Source organism: Mycobacterium sp. DBP42 (assembly GCF_005924235.1).
Taxonomy (GTDB): Bacteria; Actinomycetota; Actinomycetes; order Mycobacteriales; family Mycobacteriaceae; genus Mycobacterium; species Mycobacterium syngnathidarum.
Genome location: NZ_VCMY01000010.1, coordinates 41,933 through 62,306, shown reverse-complemented (window position 1 = coordinate 62,306; position 20,374 = coordinate 41,933). Strand labels below are relative to the sequence as shown.

Below are 20,374 nucleotides of genomic sequence, written 5' to 3'. Positions count from 1 at the left end.
CTGCTGCCTATCCCGCCACGTCGGTCCAGTCGGAGAAGCCCGACGGATGGTGCGGGCCGATGATGCCGTGCTCGAACAGTCCGGCCCCCTCACTGCGGCTGCCGTCGGCCTCGATGCACACCGCCTTGCCGACATGGTCGATCAGGCTGAACGGCGCGCGGGCCATCACCGCGGGGTCGGTCAGGTCGAAGTCGACCCGTTCGCTGAACGGGCCGTCTTTCCAGGTGCCGTGCGCCCAGGACGAATCTCCGCCGTAGCCGGATCCGAAAGCGATGGGCGCGAACAGCTTCGACTCGACGTCGATCTGGATCCGGTCCCCGCTGCGGTTCATGAATTCGACGTGAGCGCCGTGGGGGATGCGGGTCCCCGGCGTGTAGTGGATCGTGGCCCGCACCCCGTCGAGCTGTTCCACCCTGCCGTCCCGCCAGCGCCGGGTGCAGTCGTAGAGGCTGCGGTGCCCGTCCGGATCCTCCTGCAGGATCAGGAACAGCTGGTAGTCGTCGAAGGCCAACGGCAGGTAGAGCCACCACATCCCGCCGAAGGCCGCATCGGGGCGGCCCGCGGGTTCCGGTTCACCGATGGGCCGGATGCCCCAGGACCGGTCACGGCTGCCGACGCTGGTGGTCGCGTCGACCGTCAACCGGTCGCCGTCCACCTCGATCCAGCCGTCCCAGGCGCCGACCTGGGCAAAGCGGCACGCCTGCAGCGTCACGCGCCGCTCGGTCAGCATCTCGTGGGGGCGTTCCAGTGCGGCGGGGAACAGCCCGCGCCACGTCAGATCCGCGGAGATGCCCTCGGTTTCGGCCACCGTGAGGTGCAGCTGCTGCAGGGGCTCGACGACGTCGAGGCGATAGCCGTTGACGTTCTGGTTCAGCCGGTCGTCGTCGATCGCGTCGCTGAAGTGCACGGCCGTCTGCGTTTCACCGCGCCGGATGACGAAGTATGCGTCTTTCACGCCCAAGCGGGGGTAGTAGCCGATCCCGGTGAGCGCCATGAAGTTGCCGGCACGGTCGAGCACGTTGAAGTACGACCGATCGTAGAAATTGCGGTCCGATGTGGCGGGCGAGGTGATCGGCGCCGGCACCTGATGGACCGGGAATTCGTCGAGCGGGCTCAGATTCACAAGCTCTCCATAAGATACGATGTGCATTGTATCGGAAGTAGGTGGAACCATGACAGCAGATCAGCGAGACGATGGCAAGGTGTCGGGTCGGCCTCGCGACGCGAGGATCGACGCCGCGATCATCGCGGCCACCCGCGAACTGATCCTGCAGACCGGATACTCCGCGTTGTCACTGTCCGCGATTGCTGCACACGCCGGCACCACGACGGCCGCCATCTACCGGAGATGGTCGGGCAAAGTTCATCTGGTCCATGAGGCGGTGCTGTCGGAAGCGGTGCTGTCCGACCCGGTGTTGGCCGCGCCGGACGGTTCCGGAGACATCCGGCAGGACATCCGTGCGCTCGTCGAGACCATCCGGGCGATGTTCGACCGGCCCGAAGTGCGGGTGGCACTGCCGGGTCTGATCGCCGACACCGTGGCGGACCCGGAACTGCACAACCTGATGATCGCCCGCCTGGCCGGCAATCTGACCGAGTTCGAAAACCGCTTCGGAGACGGACGCCGCGGGGGTGAGGACCTCCCCATGCTCGCCGAAGTCGTTGCGGGCAGCGCCATCTTCCGGATCTTGATCCGCCAGGACGCCGCACTCGACGACTCATGGGTGAACGCGATGACCGAGATGATCACCGAGCGCTGGCCGCCCGAACGCAGCGGACCGACGGTTACGGCGTCGGAGCCGGCGTCACGTCGGCGCCGCCCGCACTCTTGACCGAAGCCTTCGCGCGGTTCTCGGCCCGTACGGCCTTCTTGCCCCGCACGAACCCGGTCGGGGAGATCGACACCGAGACCAGCGCATCCTCGCCGTTGACGAATGGGTGGAACCCGACACCGGCGCCGCCGCGGCCCTTGACCGGGATATCGGCGACTTCGGTGACCTTCCAACCCTTTTCAGAAATGGACAGGATCGCCTCGCCGTTGCCACAGGACACCGGAAGAGCCGCGATCACGGTGTCTTCCGGGTCGCCGGCCGCCAGCTTCACCCCAACCACGCCGTTGCCCGCCACACCCTGTGGATTCACCGCGGCGGGATCGATGCGCAGGATCTTGCCGCGCCGCGTCACCAGCGCCAGGTGATACCCCTCGGGCAGCACCCCGGAACACAGCAGCCCGGTGATGTCGGGTGCCACCGGGATGTCGCGAATCTTGAACGGCAGACCGTTGCCCGCGGTGAACTTGACCCGCCCGTCGGTCCACACCGCCCAACCCAGGCCTGAGGTGAGCAGTTCACCGTGGCTGTCGGAGAACACCCCGCGGTCGTCCAGGCGCCAGGAACCATTGACCTTCCGCTCGCGCGGGCCGTCGTCATCGGAGTTCGATGCCGTCGGTGTGGCATCGAAGTCCAGCACGGTGCGACGGTCGAACTCAGGGCCTTTGAACAGCTTTGCGGTCTCCACCAACTCTTTGTCGATCACCACCCGACGCGCATCGGGATTGCCCACCAGTTCGGTGAGTTCGGCGAACTCGGCATCGAGCTTCTCCGCCTCGGCCTGCAACTCGATCACGTCGAGTTTGGTCAGCCGCCGAAGCTGCAGGCTCAGCACATAATCGGCTTGTGCGGCATCGATCGAGAACCGCTCCTGCAACCCCTGGCGGGCCTCGTCGACGGTTTCGGAACCCCGGATCACCGCGACGGCGGCGTCGATGTCGAGGTGGATCTTCATCAACCCGGCAATCAGATGCCGCCGCGCGGTGACCTTTTCCAAGCGGTACTCGCTCCGGCGCAGCACCACGGAATCGCGCAGGTGCAGGAAGGCCGAGATCAGTTCGCGCACCGACCACCAGCGCGGCACCCGGTCCTCGTCGAGTGCCACCAGGCTGGCGGCGAACGTCGACTCCAGCGGCGTGAGGGCCAGCAGTTGCTCGCGGATGGTTTCGGCGCTGTGGCCGCGTTTGGCGGTGACGACGATGCGCAGTCCGTTGCGGCGGTCGGTCAGATCGGACATGTCGGCCACGCCGGACAACTCGCCGGACTCGACCAGGGCCCGGATCCGGTCTTGCACAGTGTTACTCGCGACACCGGGCGGCAGCTCGGTGATGATGCAGTTCTTTCCGTCGACCGACACCGTCCCGCGCACCGTGAACTGGCCCCGGCCCGTGGTGATGTACTCCCGCAGCCCGGCCGTGCCGACCACGGTGGCCCCGCATCCCCAGTCGGGACCGGGGATGAGCTTGACCAACCTGTCGTCGGTCATGTTCGGGGTTTTCAGCAGAGCCCGGCACGCCGCGATCACTTCGCGCGGGTTGTGTGCGGGCACCTTGGTGGCCCACCCCTCGGCGATGCCGACGGCGCCGTTGCACAGCAGGACCGGCCACTGGGCCGGCAGCCAGGTCGGTTCGGTCCACTCACCGTCGAACGTCTGGACCATGGGAACGGCGTGGCTGTCGAGTTCGGCGGTCAGTGCGGCGCCCGGCGCGGACAGCCGCATCTCGGTGTAGCGGTCGGCTGCGGGGATGTCACCTTGGATGCGCGGGAAGGCGCCTTGTCCGTCAATGACTTTCACGCGCTGGAACTCGGCGGCCATCAGTGCCGCGGCCCCGTACATCGATGCCCCACCGTGGGGGTGCAGGTTGCCGGTGACTGCCGAGCAGATCTTCGACGACTTCTGCGGCTTGTTCCCGGGCAGCAGTTTCGAGTCGTGCATCTGATAGAGCAGGCGGCGTTGGCCCGGTTTGAGGCCGTCGAAGGCGGAGGGGATGGCCCGATCGCTGACGCTGTAGAGCGCGAAGGTCAGCTGATAGTGGTTCCAGTAGTCGTCGGCGCTCTGGTCGAGCACCAGGTCTTCGTTCTGTTCGGGAACGTCCAGGGTGGCGGTCAACTCATGCTCCTAGGTGAGGTCCAGCGCGGAGGTGTCGACACGGGAGGCGATGTCGGCCATCCACGTGCGCCGGCCCTCCGGCGGCCCGCCGAACAAGATGTGGTGCAGCTTCTTCTCGCTGTCATCGGAGTGAACCCGGATCACGGTGCGGCGCTGTGGATCCAGCACGGTGTTCCAGAAGTCGTCGGCGTCCATCTCGCCGAGGCCCTTGTTGCGCTGTACCTCCACTTTGCGTTTGGAGGTGGCCTTCATCTGAGTCACGGCGGCGTCGCGTTCGGACTCGTCTTGGCAGTAGACGCGCTCGTTGCCGTCTTTGACCACGAACAGCGGCGGCAGCGTCACATACACCATCCCCGCCTCGACGAGCGGACGGTAGAAGTCGAGGAACATCGAGATCAGGCTGGAGTTGATGTTGCCGCCGTCAGGGTCGGCGTCGGAGGCGAACAGGATCCGGTCGTACCGGCACAGTTCGGGGTCGCAACTGTCTCGGATCCCGCAGCCGAGGATGCGTTCGATCGCGTCGAACTCGTCCTTGGCGCGCGCCTTGCTCAGGGCGAAGCCGTAAACGTTGGGCGGCTTGCCTTTCAGCGGGAAGGCGGCCTGGAAGGTGGCATCGCGGGCCGCCTTGATGGTGCCCAGCGCCGAATCACCCTCGCACAGGAACAGCTCGGCGCCGGACCCGCGGCCAGTCTCCCGGCTGGGCAGCAGTTTGGGCGGCAGAGACAGATTGGTACCCAGCCCTTTGGCTTTCGATGCCGCACGCGACCGGGCCTTGGCGCCCTCGGCGCTGCGGCGTGCCCGGGCGGCCTCCAGCGCCAGCTTCGTCCACAGTGTGACGGTGTCGCTGTTGGCGGGGTTGGCCGCCCAGATCGTGACGCTGCGTGCCACATCGGGGGCCATCGCCACGTTCAGCGATCGCGACGACACGGCGGTCTTGGCCTGCGAGTCCCATGCCACATCGGGTGCGCGAGTGTCCACGGCCAGCGCGGTGACGGCCGCGAAATCCTGTGCCTCCGGGCCGTCCTCGCCTTTGGCCAGACCCAGGTCGCGGATGCGGGAGGCACGATCGGCCAGGGCTTCGGAGAGCCCCTTGATCGCGGCGGTCAGGTGTGACCCGCCGTTGGGGGTTCGGACGGTGTTGCAGAATGCGGCGACCGTCGTGGGTTCGGCCGGACCCGCGGTCAGTGACCAGCGGAACGGGGTGGGGCCGCGGCCGGTCGAGTATTCACCCCGACCCTCCACGACCGCGCGCACGCCGGGTAGGGGGGTGCCTGCCGCGGTGCACATGAGGTCGAGCAGGGTCTCGGTGCCCCACGGGCCGTTGAACGGCTCGATCAAGGCCGGCGGTACCTCGCTGCCCGGCCAGCCTTCGTCGACGACGGTCAGGTGCACCCCCGGTGACATCCGCGCGGCGGCATGCGCGCGCAGCAGCACCTCACCGATGTCGAGGTTGGACTCGGGGACGACGGCCGGGTCGAACAGGATGCGCACCGTGGTGCCGTGCGCGTCGGGCTTGCGGTTGCCTGCGCCGCGCAGTTTCTGTGTGTCGGCCCGGGTGAACGGCGCGTCCGGGTCGAACTCTTTGCCCTCGAATGTCCCGGGATAGCCGTGGCCGAAACTCTGCAGGTAGGTCTTGCCGGCCCGGCGCACCGACACGTCGGTGCGGGCGGAGATGAACACCGCTGCGGCGGCCCCGATCCCGTTGAGCCCGGCGCCGGTACTGGTCGCGTCGTTGTGCGCGGAGAATTTGCCGCCGGCACGTGCGGTGCCCAGCGTTTTGACGATGCCGTTCTTCCCGGTCACCGGGTCGGAGTCGACGGGCAGGCCGCGGCCGTCGTCGGCAACGCTGACCGATCCGTCGGCGTGCAGGGTGATGGTGACGGTGGATCCGCCGTGGCTGGGATCGGCGACCTCTTCGATCGCGTTGTCCACGAGTTCGCGCAGTGCGGTGTTGAGCACGTCGAGACCCAGGTTCACCGCCGGCCGCAGGCGCGTGTGCTGGACATCGTCGAGCTCGGTGATGTCCGCGGCGTTGTAACTCACTGCTGTCCTTTCCACCAGGGCCTATGCCGCAGCAATCGGCGCCCGTCGGAGTGTCACCACGCGTGGCTCGCTGCCGCCGCGCGGCCACCCTGTGGCGCGGGTGGCGTAAGCATTCTGCCCTGCTCTGCCGACAGGGGGTCTTACCGCCACGGCCTGGAACCGACACAACTGTGCCGTCGGCTACCGTCGTGTCGCGAAAATCCGCCGCTGGTGCGAAGGGGTCAGATCACCCCGGAAATCTCGGCTTCCACCGGAATGTTGCAGCGATTACGAAGGTCGACGGCCGGCGCTCGGATCGCGTCGAGCTCGGCGCGCACCTGGGGGTTCTTGTTGAGGTAGTCCTTGGTCTGCGCGGCCACGTCGGACTTGCCCTTCCCCTGCAGCCCGGTGAAGAACGCGTTGACGTCAGGGTGGGTGAACAGATACCCGCTCATGTTCGTCGAAACGCCGGCCATCACCGCTGTGACGTCAGCGGTGGTGCAGTTGGGCGGTGCGGCCGAGGCGGTGGCCGCTGCTCCGAGCGCCGTCGCCGTCGCTCCCAGTACGGCGGCGACCCGACAAAGCGAATGCGTAATAGGCGTCACGGGACTCCTCAATCATCGGATTCGGATTACGAGCAGCGTGGTACGTGATTGCCCGCAACCATAACGCGGGTGAGGATAAAATACGGGACTTATGGCAGACCAGCGGGTCAAGGGTTGCCGTGACTATGCTTTGGCCAAAAGGAGAGGACTCTCGCAAATGTTGCAGCTGCGTAAGATTCTGATCGGGAGTGCTGTGTTGGTCGGTACGGCAGCCGCACTGTTGGGCGCGCCGAGCGCCATGGCGGACCCCTCGCTGTTGCCCCACTGTGAGGTGACGGGGGGAAGTTCGATCGCCGGCGGACAGACCACGGATTGCGCGTCTGAGGGAAACACTCAGATCGACGCCACTCCGGGGGTCTATCCGGGTGAGGAAGAGTTCTACGGCTTCCCGGGGTTCGGCTTCATCTGATCTGGTTCCAGCAGGCCAATCCTGTTGGAATTCACTGATTTCGCGCAACGGTCGGGTGCGGCGGAAGGATGATTGGTGTGCTGATCAGGCGATGCGTCGGGTTGGCAGCGGTCGCGATTGTCCTATCGTGGCTGGCCGTTGCGCCGGTAGTGGCGGCGAGCGCATCGGCCCAGCCGGTGCCCCCGCCCGAGCCGGACGGCACGGCGCAACCGGTGAGCGTCGCGGTTCATCCGTTGGACCCATTCGTGATGCGGACCAGCAGTGGGGAATTCACCGGGTTCAGTGTCGACCTGTGGGATGAGATCGCCCAACGAGCCGGATGGACCAGTGACTACCTGGTCACCGATGATGTGCGGGGACAGCTGGCGGCGGTCGCCGACGGACGCGCGGACGTTGCGGTCGGCGGTATCTCGCTGACCTCGGAGCGAGAGCGGGTGTTCGACTTCTCCCAGCCGACCCTGGACGCGGGTCTGCAGATCATCGTTCCGGTTCAGGACACGCGGCCCGCCGTACCCGGGTTGGGTGGTTACCTGGACTTGCTGCTCTCGCGCACCATGCTGGTCTGGCTCAGTGCCGCCGTGGTGATCAGTGTTCTGCCTGCCCACATCTTCTGGCTCGTGGAGCGGCGCAGTGCCCGCCCAGAGGTGTCACGGGCGTACTTTCCCGGCATATTTCAGGCGTTCGGCTGGGGCATCGGTTCTCTGGTGGGGCGCCAGAGCTCTACGGCAACTCAGACGATCACCAAAGTGCTGGCGATTCTGTGGGGCTTTGCCGCCATCGTGTTCGTGTCGTTCTATTCGGCCAGCCTCAGCGCCACGTTGACCGTGGCGAAGTTGGACGCGAAGATCAACGGCCCCGCCGATCTCTACGAGAAGTCCGTGGCCACCGTGGCCGGGACGACAGCAGCGGAGTTCCTCCGCTCCATGGGTATTGAGGCCACGGAGACCTCCACCATCGAGGGGTCCTACCACCTACTGCGCGAAGAAGGCTATGACGCTGTCGTTTTCGATGCACCGGTGCTGCGTTACTACGTCGCTCACCGTGGCGAAGGAGTCGCTGTCACAGCCGGGCCGGTATTCCAAGACGAGAACCAGGGCTTTGTGCTCAGCACCAACAGCGCGCTACGTAAACCGATCAACCAAGCCCTGTTTCGCATGCGTGAAGACGGCACCTACAACCTGATCAAAGAAAAATGGTTCGGTGACGACGCCGCGACCGCGGCGGGTGCGGGCTAGTCCAGCCAACCCATCTCCATCGGAAACTGGCCTTCGACCAGGTGCCGTTTCAAGACCTTGCCGGTGGCGGTGCGGGGCAGCTGATCCACGAACGTCACATCGCGTGGGATGGAGAAGCGGCTGAGGCGGTTGCGGACGTAGTTCTTGACGGTGTCTTCGTCTATCGAGGCCCCTTCGGTGCGGACGACGAACGCCGCGAGCCGCTGGCCGAACTCTGGATCGGGAACGCCCACCACGGCCACATCCGCAACCTGGGGCAACACGGCGATGGCTTCTTCGACCGGGCGTGGAAAAACGTTCTCACCGCCCGAGATGATCATGTCGTCGTCGCGACCGGCCACGAACAGGCGGCCACTGCCGTCGATGTAGCCGAGATCTCCGGTGTTCATCAGCTTGTCTTCGACGGCAGGTGATTTGGCATTCGTATAGCCCTCGAACAGCATGTCGTTGCCGACGAAGATGCGACCGACGGCACCGGCCGGCGCGACGCGGCCGGCCTCGTCCAGGATGGCGATGCGGGTGCCCAGCGGTGGCCGGCCAGCGGTGGTGGGGGCGACGCTCAGGTCGGCGGGGTCGGCGATCGTCGCCCACGACACTTCGGTGGATCCGTAGAAGTTGTAGAGGACATCGCCGAAGATTTCGATGAATTTGGTGACGGCGGCGCCCGGAATCGGTGACCCGCTGCTGGCGACCACCTTCAGCGACGATGTGTCGTATTGCTTGACCACCGCGGCGGGCAGTTCGAGGATGCGCTGCAACATCACCGGAACCAGGATCACGACGGTGCAGCGTTGGCGCTCAATTGTTTTGAGACATTCTTCGGCATCGAACCGCTCCATCAGCACCACCGTCGCGAGCAGCGGCGTGCTCACCTGCAGCGCAGCCAGCCCCCAGGTGTGGAACAGCGGCGCGCACAGCAGCATCACCTCGCCGTGCCGCAGCGGCATACGCGACAACATCGCTGCGATGGCGCCGAAACCGGGTGGCGTGGGCCGTCGGGCACCTTTGGGGGTGCCGGTGGTACCTGAGGTGAGCGCTACCAGTTTGCCGGGTTGTTTCGGTGGCGGTACCGGTGTGGCGCCGGTACCGGTGGAAATCAGATCCTCCATCGAACGCCGTTGCGGTACAGACGAATTGGGATGTATCGAGATTCGCGGGATGTCCGCGGCGACGTAGCGCACCTCGGGTTCGAAGCCGTTGTCGACGAATATGGCGTCGATGCGGTGCCGGTTGACGATCTCTTCGATCGCGCGAGCGGCCAGCCCGGTGTTGAGTAACACCAGGTCAGCGCCCAGCTTGCTGGTCGCCACCATGCATTCGACCATCGCGGAATGGTTGCGGGCCAGGACCGCGAACGTGCTGCTGCTGGTGAAACCGATGACCGCGAGGCCGGCTGCCAATCGGGTGGTGCGGTCGGCCATGTCCCCGTACGTCGAGGTCCCGTAGTTGTCGATCGACGCGGTGGTGCGTGGTGATCGCGCGGCGGCCGCCGCGAGTCCACCGGCCAGCGTGAACCCCCATTTGGCGAGCGAATTGAGTTGGCGAAGGCCGCGATCGGGGCGTGATGCGCGCACCACACCGCTGGTGATCATGGTCTTGAGGACGTTGAGTTGCAGCGATCGCCCGTCGCCCATGTTGACCAGCTGTGAGGTGGGGTTGCCTTCGAGATAGTCCGAGATTCGTTGCAGCCCTTCGCGGATCCAGCCCTCGACGGCGTTGTCGCCGGCTTTTGCGATGTCGGGGTGCAGCGTGCCGATCGCGAAGATCCTCAATGCGATCCGAGCGCTCCGGCCCTCGGGCGTCAGACGAATTGAGGCAAAACAGCGGCCTGTCTGTGTGGCGTCGAGGCGCAACTCCATGCCGGTGAGGCGCACCGTCCGGCGCATCTGGTGGACGACGACGGCACCGCGGGAGGTCGACAGCCGTACCTCGAAGAGCTGAGGGTCGCCGGCGGCCTGTTCGCACGAACCGACGCCGCGGAAGAACCGCGGGTACAGATGTGGTGCCTCCAGGATGGGCCAGATGTCCGGGCATGGGTGATCGAGCGTCGTGTCGACGGCGATCACGTCTCGTGCCACGGTGGTTTCTGCCAGGGGTTGGTAGTTAGCTGTGACTAACCATTGTGGTCCATTCGCCCCCGGTACGTGCCGGTTTTGCCGACGCAGGCGGATGTGACCGTTCCCCGAGCAACGTTCAGCGCTGAGCAGAGCCGAGCGGGTCCAGCTGGCGGGCGGTGGCATCGTCGGCGGCGGTGGACAAGCTGAGGGCTTCCCACCGTTCGTCGGCGGCGAGCAGGTCTCGCCCGGCTGCGGTGGCGTAGCGGTAGGCATCGGGTCCCACCAGCAGGCGGGTCGGCGGCTCGGGCATCTCGACGATTTCGAGCACCAGCGCGGCCACCTTGGCGGGGTCGCTCGCTCCGAGGTTGTCCGGACTGCTCATCGCGGCGGCCGCGCCTACCGTGGCGGCGTACTCGTCGCGCACGGGCGCGATACGCATCGAGGAACCGGCCCAGTCGGTGCGCATGCCGCCGGGTTCCAGCACCGTGACGTTGATTCCCAGCGGCGCGACCTCCTGCGCCAGGACGCCGGAGAAGCCGGTGACAGCCCACTTCGAGGATTGATAGGCAGACAGGCCCGGGCGCACCAGCCGTCCGCCCACCGACGAGACCTGGATGATGTGTCCGCTGCGCTGGGCGCGCAGAACCGGCAACGCAGCGCGGGTCAGGCGCACCACGCCGAGGAAGTTGGTGTCGACCTGGGCCAGGAAGTCGTCGAAGTCGACGTCCTCGATGGCGCTCATGTTGGCGTAGCCGGCGTTGTTGACCAGGACGTCGAGCCTCCCGAACCGATCGACGGTCGTATCGACGGCGGCGCGGACGGCGTTGTTGTCGGTGACGTCGAGTTCGACCACGGCGAGGTGATCAGGGTGCGCGCCGGTGAGGTCGTCGAGTGCCGAGGTCGAGCGGACGCCGGCGACGACGCGGTGTCCGGCATCCAGGGCGGCTTCGGTGATCGCCCGGCCAAGGCCGCGTGAGGCGCCGGAGACGAGGAAGACATGTGAGGGAGTCATGCCATCCATCAGAGTCCTCGATTATCATCGAGTGCAACGATTAGATTCAATAGATCCCATCTATCAGATAGATGAATCGGTCCGGTGGAATCGCGGCCATGCCGAGGGCTACGCTTCGGTCCGTGACGGGAGCCGCTTCACGGCGCGATGTCCTCAGGTACGCGGCGCTATTCGCCCCGGTGCTGGCCGCACCGGGCGCACTGGCCGCGACCACCGGAACCAAGGCGGCGTCGGCAGAGGGACTACAGCTCGTCGATTTCGCTGACCGGCTGGTCCAGCCTGAGCAGCTCAAGTCCGCGGGTTTCGGTGGGGCACTGGTCTATGTCTCCGAACTGCGGCCCGGGGCCACATTCGATTTCAAGCCCGTCACCCGTGATTACGCGGACCGGCTGCGGGCAGCGGGCCTGCAGGTCGTCAGCTGTTACCAGTTCGGCAAGCCGGGATGGCCGACGCCGTCGGATTTCACCCGCGGCTATGACGGCGGAGTGTCCGATGCCCGGACGGCGCTGCATCTTCATGGTGCCGCCGGCGGCCCGGCATCGGCTCCGATCTTCTTCAGCGTCGATGAGGACATCGATGCGTCAACCTGGAAAAGCCAGGCTGTTCAGTGGTTTAGGGGGATCAACTCGGTACTGGGGGTGGGTCGCACCGGAATCTACGGCGGTCGACGCCAGTGTGGCTGGGCCATCGGCGACGGCGTCGTCGGCGCCTCGACGAGTCGGGGCCATCGGTGGGCCTGGCAGACCAAGGCCTGGTCCCAGGGTGAGCGGGAGCCGGCCGCCGTGCTGTTTCAGCGGGAAGTGGTCACCGCGTCCGATCCGGGTTTCGTGATCGACGGCATCCACGTCGATGTGAATGATGTTCTCGCACCGGATTTCGGCCAGTGGGATCTGGCGAGATGATGCACCCACAGCCCTGGCGGCCACGCACCGGCAGGACCGCCTGAACCCGCGCTGACCCGCTGGATACCCTGGGCGTTGACATGCACCGGCCAGGAGGAACCATGACCAACACCGACATGCTGGGCGCCGTCGCCGACGGCGGAGCGGCGATGGAGCAGGCCGTCGCCATCTTCATGCTGCATCCGGAAAACTTCGCCGCCAGTATTGCTGCCGGCTATGAGAACCCGCTGGCCGGCTATGTGGCCGGCCGCGGCGGCGTGCTGGGCGAGGCCAGTGGCGCGACCGTCGGCGCGGTATTCGCGGTGTTCGAGCCCAGCGGGCTCGCGGCGATGTGGGACGAGGGCATTGCGGTGCGCGGTGCTGCCGGTGCCGCACAACAGTATTGGGCCCAGGCTGCGGACTTCGGACGCAAGTACCTGGCCGGAGTCCAGGGGCTGGATCGCCTTGCCGCATTGGGGGAGAAGGTGATCACCGCAACGCCGACCGCCGGATTGCCGTTGTTCGCCGGATGGCGGGAGATGCCATTGGCCGACGACGCTGCCGCCCGGGCCCTGCAGGTGATGTTCGTGTTGCGCGAACTGCGCGCGGGCGTGCACTTCAACGCGCTCACCATCTCCGGGATCACCCCGGTCGAAGCCCACATGCTCAACAAGGGCCATGACTACACCACGATGTTCGGCTGGCCCGAACCGTTCGCCGACGGGGCCGACAAGGCGGATCGCTACGCCGAGATCGAACAGGCGACCAACCGGCGGATGACGGAAGTCTTCACGGCCGCTCTTGATCCGGCCGAGGTCGAGGAAATCGCCCGACTCGGTGCGGAGGCGCTGAGCGCGTTGAAGGCCAACGTCCCCAGCTGACCGGCGCGAGCATGCGGTTGAGGCCGGAGGAACGCGAGCAGGTGTTCGCGGCGGTGGCCGGCGAGCGGAGGTCGATCGCCGATCTGATCGCCGGGCTGGATGCCGACCAGCTGGCCACGCCGAGCCTGTGCGCCGGTTGGGACGTCAAAACCGTTGCGGCACATCTGGTCAGCGATTTCGTCGACGGTTTCTGGGGTTTTCTGGCCAGCGGTGTTCGGCACGGGGGCATCGACCGCGGCATCGACGCACTGGCCCGTCGCCGTGCGCAAGCATCCGCGTCCGAGATCGCCCGCACTCTGCGTGAGCGGGCGGACCATCGACTCAGCCCGCCCGTCACCGGACCGCTGTCGGGGCTCACCGATGTTCTGGTGCACGGTGCCGATATTCGGATTCCCCTTGGGCTACCGCATGATCCGGACCCTCAGTATGTCGCGCGGGTGCTCGATTTCCTCACCAGCCGAACACAAGTCGGGTTCTTTCCGCACCGGCGCCTGCGGGGCATCCAGTTGCACGACGAGGTCACCGGGCGAACCTGGGGTCAGGGAGAGATGGTCACCGGGCCCGGCGATGCCGTGCTGTTGGCGGTGTGCGGGCGGACCGTCGCTCTGGACGGTCTGGCTGGGCCGGGGCTGCCTGTGCTGCGCTCGCGGCTTCTCAGCTGAAGCGGACGTTCATGGTGGCCAGCCCGAAGATCTTCTTGCCGTCGGCCTTCGCGGCGACGATGACGACACCGGTACGGGTCTCGGGGTCCAGCGACTTGACCTTGCCGCTGAACTCGATGTCGGCACCTTCCTTGGCCGACACGATGGCCGGCTGGGACAGCCGCACCGCGTAGCGCGTGACCGCACCGGGATCACCCGTCCATGTCGAGACGAATCCGGCGCCCAGACCCATGGTCAGCATGCCGTGCGCGATGACGTCGGGCAGCCCGGCCAGCTTGGCAATGTCCTCGTCCCAGTGGATCGGGTTGGCGTCACCGGCCACGCCGGCGTAATTCACCAGGTCGCCGCGGGACAGCCGGGTGTGGTGCACCCCGAGTTCGTCGCCGACCTTCACGTCGTCGAAGGACGGCGTGCCCGGCGTGCGGGTGGTGCCGCCGTCGGCGATCCGGATCTCACCTTCGGGACGCACCGTCTTCTGGTACTCGTCGTCGCCGACTCCGAAGATGTCGACGTCGTGCATCATTGCGCGCTGCACGGCGGTCTTGATCTCGGGGTTGAGGTCCTCGGCGGTCACACCGACGACGGTGGTGTGCAGGGTGTGCACCCGCTCGCCTGCGGTGTCGGTGAAGGTGTTGGTGACGGTGATCATGTCGCGCCCGGCGATCCGGCGCACCGAGGTCAGTTCGACGTCGACGTGCAGCTCGTCTCCGGCCACGATGGGGCGGTGCTGCTCGAAGACTTCTTCGGTCTGCAGGTAGGTGTCGTAGCCGACGACGATCGATTCGAACATGCGCCGGTTGCACGCCATGGCCGGGGTCGAGGTGAAGGTCAGCGGCGCGACCAGGCCCGAATAGCCCAGCTTCGCGGCGGCGTCGACGTCCCAGTGTGCGGGGTGGTAGTCCTGCACGGCACGGGCGTATTCGCGCACCTTCTCGCGGCCGACCAGGTAGAGGCTGTCGGCCTCGTAGTAGTGGCCGACACGGGCTTCGAGCGCCGATGCTTCTGGTGCTGCGGTCATGAATTTGCTCAACTTTTCTATCGGCCTGTTCGCTGAAGCCGACCAAAGCACACTAACGTCTGGCCGGAGCTACGCGTGCAACCGGCAGCGTTCGACGGGAGTCCACTACCCGAATATCTGCACGCAGGCCGATAGGGTTCGGCCAGGTTCAGCCGTCCGTTCGCTGTGCTGGCGTGGGGTACCGGTGTTCAGCGCCTGGGTCACCGAGCCACAGGACACCGTGGTCAACGAGGCCGGGCCGCCGCGGCCAGTCGCTGTTCGATGACCGCCAGCGCCAGGCCGGCCCAGTCGGCATTCTCTTCCTCGAACCGGATTCCGCGCAGCAAGGTCAGATACGGGCCGATGCGCTCGGCCTCGGCCAGGTATGCGGCTTCGGTGCGCCCGGCCAGTAGGTGCTCCTGCGTGCGCCGATAGCGCGCGAGCTTGGCGGTTGCCCACTGCAGGCGCTCGGCCAGCGCGTCGCGGACTGCCGCGATGTTGCCGGAATCCACGGCCTGGACCTGTACCAACAGGTCTTCTCGGATCGCCCCCGGTTTTGGCGGTGTCGCGGTGAATTCGAGCAGTGCCTGCCGGCCCGCTTCGGTCAGTGAGTAGAGGCGCTTGTTCGGTCGCCGGTCCTGTTCGACGAGCCGAGCCTCGATCAGTCCGTCTGCGGCCATGCGGTCGAGTTCGCGGTACAGCTGCTGGGGTGTGGCCATCCAGAAGTTGGCGACCGACGCGTCGAATCCCTTCGCCAGGTCATAGCCGGATGCTTCCCCGTCCAGGAGTGCGGCCAGGACTGCGTCGCGTAACGCCATGAGCCGATGCTAGCAGCGAAGTGATTAATCAAAATGTTGACTAGGTCATCGCGTCGCGCATAGCATCGCCGCTAGCCGATGAATCGAGTGAGGAAGGTGTCGCATGCACCCGTTCCGCGAGGCAGTGGAGGCCCGTGACGAGGCCGCGATCGAAGCACTGCTGGCCGACAATGTCGTGTTCACCAGCCCGGTCGCCTTCAAGCCGTATCCGGGCAAGCCGATCACCGCGGCGATCCTGCGCGGAGTCATGCGGGTGTTCAAGGACTTCCGCTACCTCCGCGAGATCGCCGATGCCGAGGGTCGCGACCATGCGCTGGTCTTCGAGGCCACGGTAGACGGTAAGAAGATCACCGGATGCGACTTCCTGCACCACGATGACGACGGCAAGATCGATGACTTCATGGTGATGGTCAGGCCGCTGTCCGGCGCGACCGCGCTGGCCGAGGCCATGGCCGCGCAATTCGATCGGATCAAACAGGAAGCCTCGGAAGAGATTCAGCGGCAAGCCGCTACTGCTTGATCATGGCCTGATCAACGTCCCCGCGTCCGACGCCGCCTTCTGCAGTTCCGGAATGGTCATATCGGCATAGTCGGCGTTGACCGGACCCGATGCGTTTCCCAGCCACGGCACTACGCCGGGGTCCGGGTTGACGCCCAGGTGGTAGGCCTGGATGCCGGGCAGGTGGTACTGCAGGAAGTTGACCGCGATGTCCACGACGAAGATTGCGGCGCCGATCGGCCCGGTGCTCAGCAGGGCCGCCGAGTTCATCAGCGGGTAGGCGGCTTCGGGATTACCGATCATCACGATCGACCCGTAGTGCGGCTTGGTTCCTCCGCCCGGCACGTACTCCGGCACGAATGGCTGGAGGCCGGGCAGGTCGGTGGAGAAATAGGCCGCGGTGTCGCCATAGGTCAGGATGTTGACGAAACCCGAGTCTGCGCCGTTGCCGGGCACCGTGCTGTTGAGGCCGGGGCTCTCAAATCCGATGCCGCCCACGCCCGTTTGTTGGGCGACATATGACGCTTCCCAGCCACCGAGTGAATGTCCGGTGACGAAGATGTCCTCCCTGCGGTAGCCCTGCTCGATGGCCGCAGCCTCGACCTCCTGCTGGAAGGCCACGGCGTCGGTGAATGCCTGCGGGGTGGTGTCGGTGAAGATCACCTGGGTGTCGGTTACCACCTGGGAAACCAGGATCAGTGGATTGTGGAGCAGATTCGTCCCCCCGGTGGTGCCCTGATAGGCGATGATGATCTGCCCCTCGGGCGTCACCCAGGCCTTGCCTGACATGCCGGTCAGCACATTGGTGGATTCCATCTGTTTGCCGTCGACGACGAACGGTTTCAGGTCGCCAGGGGTGCTGCCCCACGTGTACGCGGCGGTCGCGGCGTTGAGGAATTGCGACACCGTCGGGGTCTTGCCGGTGGTCGGGCCGTTGTAGGTCATGGCCGGCGGAACCGGTTGCACGTCAGGTGTTTTTGTGAGTCCCAGCTTGCCTTCGATCTCACGGAACGCCGCGAATACCGCGTCGTTGATCGGCGCGAAGTTGATCGGGCTCGTCGGGCCATTGGCCGAAACGGTGATGTCGAGAACCTGCAACACCGTGTTGACGATGCGGCCGGGCAGCTCGGCGATCTTGGCGATCGGCGACAACGGCTGTGGGGGCTCCGGCGTCGTCTTGGTGGTGGTGACCGCCGCGACCTTGGCGGTGGCCGGGACGGTGTTCGGGGCCGTTTCCGGGGCGGTCTGGTGGACCGCGATGAGCTGCGGAAGCGCGGGCGTGCTCGCCGGTGGCTCGATCTTGCGCGTCGGCGCCGCTATGGCCGAACGGATCTCATTGGTTTCGGTTTCGGGCGCCGCGGACGGGGCAACCGCTACAAGCCTCTTCGCTGTGTTCCGGTGCGAGAAGTCGGACTTGGCCGGCTTGGTGTCGCGGAGCTTTTCGCGCACGGCCTGCACGATTGATTCCTGCTGCGGCGCTGCCGAATTCGGCAGCGTGGTGGGGGAATCGTCACCGTCGTCCGCGGCGGTGTCGGGAGCTGTCTTGCCGGCTTTGCCGGCGGTGTCGGACGCGCTGGTCTTCGTCGGTGGTGAAGGCCGCTTCGGTCCTGTTCCACGCCGGTCAGCCGGCTTCTTGGGTCCGCGGCTGGTTCCCGCACTCGAGCGATTCGATGTCTGCCCCGATGAGGCCGACGACGTCGATGAACCAGACGACGTCGACGAACCGGTGGCGCCGGGATCCGCCCACGCCACCGGGTGCGCACTGGCGCCGGCGATGCCGATACCGATGGCGACGACCGACAGCGCGTACCGCAGCGGCAGACGTCTGGCGTTCTCCGGACAACGTGAACTGTGCGCCATTACCGATGTCCCCCTTGACATTCCCCGACGCTGTGAGCACCCGACGGTGATGGGGACACCGCCCGCAGCGAACACATGCCGGGTCAATATATGACATCGGCCGATGTCATTCAGGCGTTTTGCCCAGCCCGGTGAATGCTGCGAATTTCCGGTCCGGACCCACCTCAACCCGTCGTAGGGTCGGGTATGCGTTCGCTCAAGGGTCTGGCCGCGGTAATTGTCGGCGTCGCGCTGGTCGTCGGGTGCAGCACGACCACAGGAACGCCCGTGGCGCAAACCACCAGCGCCACAGCGTCCTCGCCGGATGCGTCCGAACCGACTCGCACGACAACCGAGTCGCCCACGGCGGCGGAGCCGACCGGCGCGCCGGTCGGTACGGCGGTAATGAGGGTCACCGGCGGCACCGCCCCCGTGACGATTCGCTACCGGATCAACGGCGGCGAGGAGCAGACCGAGTCGAGTGTGATGCTGCCCTGGGAGAAGCAGTACTCCGTCTACGAGAAGCTGGAGTCCGAAGTGGCCGCCGACGGCGGGAGTGAACCACTCGGCTGCTCGATCATCATGGACGGCGACAAACTGGTGTCGTTCAAGACCGAGGTCAAGCCGGTGTGCAGCTTCTCCTATTGGGGATAGCGATCTCGATTTGCCGACGCCGTCCGCCGCGGCCGTGGGATGGCTGCCAGACCGTTGCGGCGCACCGTCGTCATGAGGCTGAGCCACCACGGTCGGTCTGGATTGGGGTTGAGGCCGTTGGCGATCCGATGGATCTGGTCGGTATGCCACTGCACAATGAGCAACGCGTCGGCGCAGCCATGCAGGCCGCGATCAACTCTTGACAACATACAACCGATCGGTTGTATGTTGGACCTGTGACCGAGAGTGACGAGGACCGGGCGGACGCCCTGTTCCACGCGCTCGCCGATCGGACCAGGCGGGACATCATGCGCCGGGTGTTGGCGGGCGAGCACTCGGTTTCAGTGCTCGCGGCGAAGTACGACATGAGCTTCGCGGCAGTGCAGAAGCATGTCGCCGTGCTGGAGAAGGCCGGGCTGATCACCAAGCGACGCAATGGTCGTGAGCAGCTGGCCAGCGGTGACATGGAGGCGGTGCGGTCGGTGGCGTCCATGTTGACTGAGCTGGAGCAGGTTTGGCGTGGCCGCATCGCACGCATCGATGAACTGATCGCAACAGATCCCAAGGAGGACTGAACCATGCCCGTGACCGACGTTCAACACGATCTCGACAACCTCACGCTGACCATCACCGCTGACTTTGCCGCGCCGGTGCAGCGCATCTGGCAGGTGTATGCCGACCCGCGTCAGCTGGAGAAGGTGTGGGGCCCGCCGACATTCCCGGCGACGGTGGTCGACCACAGCTTGGCCCCGGGCGGACGCATGACGTACTTCATGACCGGCCCGGAGGGCGAGAAGTACGCCGGGTACTGGGATGTCACGGCGGTCGACGAGCCGACGAGCTTCGCATTCGATGACGGTTTCGCCGACGAGGATTTCAACCCGAACCCGGATATGCCGGTGTCCAAGAACGTCTACACCTTCACCGAGCACAACGGCGGCACCCGCGCGGTCTACGTGAGCACCTACGAGTCCGCCGAAGCGCTTCAGCAGGTGCTGGACATGGGTGTGGTCGAGGGCGCCTCGTCGGCGATCAATCAGATCGACGCGCTGATCGCCTAGCGGTGCGAGGGCTAGCGGTGCCGGCCGACCGGCGCCGCCACGGGGCGTGACTCGGCTTCGTCCTGCTCGGAGCTGCGATCGGGATCAGGCGCCAGCATCACGGCAGTGATCGGGACGCCGAGCGCGAGCAGGCCGATCACGAAGACCGGGAACAGGAACGAGAACACCTCGGGCCCACTGGGAACCGGCATCGTGTGATCGACGTTCACCCGCACCGCGGCCATACCGGTGTAATGCATGCCGGTGACGGCCACGCCCATCACCAGGCCGGCCACGAACCGCAGGCCGCGCGATTCGAGGACCAGGGTGAACCACAACGCCGCAGTAGCCGCGACCACGGCGATCACGAACGAGAGGACGACCAGGGTGGTGTCGTAGGTCATCGTGCCCTGCATCTGGACGGCCCACATGCCGGTGTAGTGCATGACCGCGACCGCCAGCCCGGTGATCACGCCGCCGGCCAGCAGCCGACGCAGCTCGAACTCGCGGCCGATGGTGATCAGCCCGACGAAGACCGCGACGATCGCGATGACCGCCGACGCGATCGTCCAGCCGAGGTGATACCGGACCGTACTGTTCGGGATCGTGAAGCCGAGCATCGCGATGAAGTGCATGAGCCAGATACCAACCCCGCCAATGGCGACCGAGGCCATGACCAGCCAACGGAGCCGATCGCGTCCGTTGGTTGCCCTGGCACCGCACCGGGTGCAGGCCAGCCCGACGACCGAGCCGGTGACCGAGACAACGTACGCCAGGAACAGCAGCCAGAGGCCCATGTCGAAGTGATGTACTTGGTGGTTCAT

General features: G+C 66.1%; 20 protein-coding genes. 10 read left to right on the top strand and 10 right to left on the bottom strand.

Features of this window, described 5'->3' with window-relative positions; all coding sequences use genetic code 11:
• Positions 1-7 precede the first annotated feature (7 nt).
• Entirely contained in the window at positions 8-1,123 is a 1,116-nt protein-coding gene (locus tag E0T84_RS12825; RefSeq protein ID WP_138744627.1) for a hypothetical protein, read from the bottom strand.
• A 49-nt stretch (positions 1,124-1,172) separates the two neighbouring features.
• Between E0T84_RS12825 and E0T84_RS12820 the strand changes: the two genes are divergently transcribed.
• The gene (locus E0T84_RS12820; protein ID WP_070186182.1) at positions 1,173-1,832 is read left to right on the top strand and encodes a TetR-like C-terminal domain-containing protein; all 660 of its coding nucleotides are present in this window, start codon (positions 1,173-1,175) and stop codon (positions 1,830-1,832) included.
• On the opposite strand, the gene E0T84_RS12815 is transcribed toward E0T84_RS12820, so the two are convergent.
• From E0T84_RS12815 to E0T84_RS12805, 3 genes are all read right to left on the bottom strand, one after another.
• Positions 1,786-3,939, bottom strand: coding sequence for a DNA gyrase subunit A (locus E0T84_RS12815; RefSeq protein ID WP_138744626.1), 2,154 nt, complete (start codon positions 3,937-3,939; stop codon positions 1,786-1,788). The genes E0T84_RS12820 and E0T84_RS12815 overlap by 47 nt on opposite strands.
• Positions 3,940-3,948: 9 nt before the next feature.
• Positions 3,949-5,982: a toprim domain-containing protein gene (locus tag E0T84_RS12810; RefSeq protein WP_070186180.1), complete on the bottom strand. Its 2,034-nt coding sequence runs from the start codon at positions 5,980-5,982 to the stop codon at positions 3,949-3,951.
• Positions 5,983-6,203: 221 nt separating this feature from the next.
• A complete protein-coding gene (locus E0T84_RS12805; protein WP_171055014.1) occupies positions 6,204-6,557 on the bottom strand; it encodes a heme-binding protein in 354 nt (117 codons plus the stop codon).
• A 166-nt stretch (positions 6,558-6,723) separates the two neighbouring features.
• Here E0T84_RS12805 and E0T84_RS12800 point away from each other — a divergent pair, with 166 nt between their 5' ends.
• Both E0T84_RS12800 and E0T84_RS12795 read left to right on the top strand, forming a co-directional pair.
• Positions 6,724-6,975 carry a hypothetical protein gene (locus E0T84_RS12800; protein WP_070186178.1) on the top strand — a complete coding sequence of 84 codons (252 nt, stop codon included), beginning with the start codon at positions 6,724-6,726 and terminating at the stop codon, positions 6,973-6,975.
• Positions 6,976-7,052: 77 nt separating this feature from the next.
• A complete protein-coding gene (locus E0T84_RS12795) occupies positions 7,053-8,210 on the top strand; it encodes a transporter substrate-binding domain-containing protein (protein WP_239252561.1) in 1,158 nt (385 codons plus the stop codon).
• Here the strand turns inward: E0T84_RS12795 and E0T84_RS12790 are convergent.
• Both E0T84_RS12790 and E0T84_RS12785 read right to left on the bottom strand, forming a co-directional pair.
• Positions 8,207-10,288, bottom strand: coding sequence for an AMP-binding protein (locus E0T84_RS12790; protein ID WP_138744623.1), 2,082 nt, complete (start codon positions 10,286-10,288; stop codon positions 8,207-8,209). The genes E0T84_RS12795 and E0T84_RS12790 overlap by 4 nt on opposite strands.
• Before the next feature lie 115 nt (positions 10,289-10,403).
• The gene (locus tag E0T84_RS12785) at positions 10,404-11,279 is read right to left on the bottom strand and encodes an SDR family NAD(P)-dependent oxidoreductase (RefSeq protein WP_249383627.1); all 876 of its coding nucleotides are present in this window, start codon (positions 11,277-11,279) and stop codon (positions 10,404-10,406) included.
• 98 nt (positions 11,280-11,377) lie between these two features.
• Here E0T84_RS12785 and E0T84_RS12780 point away from each other — a divergent pair, with 98 nt between their 5' ends.
• The 3 genes from E0T84_RS12780 (at position 11,378) to E0T84_RS12770 (ending at position 13,703) form a co-directional block, all read left to right on the top strand.
• On the top strand, positions 11,378-12,181 hold the full coding sequence (locus tag E0T84_RS12780) for a DUF1906 domain-containing protein (RefSeq protein ID WP_138744621.1): 804 nt from the start codon (positions 11,378-11,380) through the stop codon (positions 12,179-12,181).
• A gap of 101 nt (positions 12,182-12,282) precedes the next feature.
• On the top strand, positions 12,283-13,041 hold the full coding sequence (locus E0T84_RS12775; RefSeq protein ID WP_110764980.1) for an evbL: 759 nt from the start codon (positions 12,283-12,285) through the stop codon (positions 13,039-13,041).
• Between the two features lie 11 nt (positions 13,042-13,052).
• Positions 13,053-13,703, top strand: coding sequence for a maleylpyruvate isomerase family mycothiol-dependent enzyme (locus E0T84_RS12770; RefSeq protein WP_070945623.1), 651 nt, complete (start codon positions 13,053-13,055; stop codon positions 13,701-13,703).
• Here the strand turns inward: E0T84_RS12770 and E0T84_RS12765 are convergent.
• Both E0T84_RS12765 and E0T84_RS12760 read right to left on the bottom strand, forming a co-directional pair.
• Positions 13,696-14,721, bottom strand: a complete 1,026-nt coding sequence (locus E0T84_RS12765; protein ID WP_075910451.1) for a fused (3R)-hydroxyacyl-ACP dehydratase subunits HadA/HadB — start codon at positions 14,719-14,721, stop codon at positions 13,696-13,698. The genes E0T84_RS12770 and E0T84_RS12765 overlap by 8 nt on opposite strands.
• Before the next feature lie 224 nt (positions 14,722-14,945).
• Positions 14,946-15,518 (bottom strand): PadR family transcriptional regulator, encoded by a 573-nt coding sequence (locus E0T84_RS12760; RefSeq protein WP_138744620.1) that lies wholly within the window; start codon positions 15,516-15,518, stop codon positions 14,946-14,948.
• Positions 15,519-15,621: 103 nt separating this feature from the next.
• Here E0T84_RS12760 and E0T84_RS12755 point away from each other — a divergent pair, with 103 nt between their 5' ends.
• Positions 15,622-16,038, top strand: coding sequence for a nuclear transport factor 2 family protein (locus E0T84_RS12755; RefSeq protein ID WP_138744619.1), 417 nt, complete (start codon positions 15,622-15,624; stop codon positions 16,036-16,038).
• Here E0T84_RS12755 and E0T84_RS12750 read toward each other — a convergent pair whose 3' ends face one another.
• Complete coding sequence (locus tag E0T84_RS12750; RefSeq protein WP_138744618.1) at positions 16,039-17,877, bottom strand: hypothetical protein; 1,839 nt, start codon at positions 17,875-17,877, stop codon at positions 16,039-16,041.
• A 186-nt stretch (positions 17,878-18,063) separates the two neighbouring features.
• Here E0T84_RS12750 and E0T84_RS12745 point away from each other — a divergent pair, with 186 nt between their 5' ends.
• The 3 genes from E0T84_RS12745 to E0T84_RS12735 all read left to right on the top strand — a co-directional run bounded on the left by E0T84_RS12745 (position 18,064) and on the right by E0T84_RS12735 (position 19,571).
• Positions 18,064-18,510: a hypothetical protein gene (locus tag E0T84_RS12745; RefSeq protein WP_070186168.1), complete on the top strand. Its 447-nt coding sequence runs from the start codon at positions 18,064-18,066 to the stop codon at positions 18,508-18,510.
• A 236-nt stretch (positions 18,511-18,746) separates the two neighbouring features.
• Positions 18,747-19,085: a helix-turn-helix transcriptional regulator gene (locus E0T84_RS12740; RefSeq protein WP_075910447.1), complete on the top strand. Its 339-nt coding sequence runs from the start codon at positions 18,747-18,749 to the stop codon at positions 19,083-19,085.
• Positions 19,086-19,088: 3 nt separating this feature from the next.
• Positions 19,089-19,571, top strand: a complete 483-nt coding sequence (locus E0T84_RS12735) for an SRPBCC domain-containing protein (RefSeq protein ID WP_070186166.1) — start codon at positions 19,089-19,091, stop codon at positions 19,569-19,571.
• An 11-nt stretch (positions 19,572-19,582) separates the two neighbouring features.
• On the opposite strand, the gene E0T84_RS12730 is transcribed toward E0T84_RS12735, so the two are convergent.
• Positions 19,583-20,374: an MHYT domain-containing protein gene (locus tag E0T84_RS12730; RefSeq protein ID WP_075910446.1), complete on the bottom strand. Its 792-nt coding sequence runs from the start codon at positions 20,372-20,374 to the stop codon at positions 19,583-19,585.

Bases quoted from the DNA above. Each gene is read 5' to 3' on its own strand.
- E0T84_RS12820 (WP_070186182.1), top strand. From the start codon at position 1,173: ATGACAGCAGATCAGCGAGACGATGGCAAGGTGTCGGGTCGGCCTCGC.
- E0T84_RS12800 (WP_070186178.1), top strand. From the start codon at position 6,724: ATGTTGCAGCTGCGTAAGATTCTGATCGGGAGTGCTGTGTTGGTCGGT.
- E0T84_RS12785 (WP_249383627.1), bottom strand. From the start codon at position 11,279: ATGACTCCCTCACATGTCTTCCTCGTCTCCGGCGCCTCACGCGGCCTT.
- E0T84_RS12780 (WP_138744621.1), top strand. From the start codon at position 11,378: ATGCCGAGGGCTACGCTTCGGTCCGTGACGGGAGCCGCTTCACGGCGC.
- E0T84_RS12775 (WP_110764980.1), top strand. From the start codon at position 12,283: ATGACCAACACCGACATGCTGGGCGCCGTCGCCGACGGCGGAGCGGCG.
- E0T84_RS12770 (WP_070945623.1), top strand. From the start codon at position 13,053: ATGCGGTTGAGGCCGGAGGAACGCGAGCAGGTGTTCGCGGCGGTGGCC.
- E0T84_RS12765 (WP_075910451.1), bottom strand. From the start codon at position 14,721: ATGACCGCAGCACCAGAAGCATCGGCGCTCGAAGCCCGTGTCGGCCAC.
- E0T84_RS12760 (WP_138744620.1), bottom strand. From the start codon at position 15,518: ATGGCGTTACGCGACGCAGTCCTGGCCGCACTCCTGGACGGGGAAGCA.
- E0T84_RS12755 (WP_138744619.1), top strand. From the start codon at position 15,622: ATGCACCCGTTCCGCGAGGCAGTGGAGGCCCGTGACGAGGCCGCGATC.
- E0T84_RS12750 (WP_138744618.1), bottom strand. From the start codon at position 17,877: ATGGCGCACAGTTCACGTTGTCCGGAGAACGCCAGACGTCTGCCGCTG.
- E0T84_RS12745 (WP_070186168.1), top strand. From the start codon at position 18,064: ATGCGTTCGCTCAAGGGTCTGGCCGCGGTAATTGTCGGCGTCGCGCTG.
- E0T84_RS12735 (WP_070186166.1), top strand. From the start codon at position 19,089: ATGCCCGTGACCGACGTTCAACACGATCTCGACAACCTCACGCTGACC.
- E0T84_RS12730 (WP_075910446.1), bottom strand. From the start codon at position 20,374: ATGAACCACCAAGTACATCACTTCGACATGGGCCTCTGGCTGCTGTTC.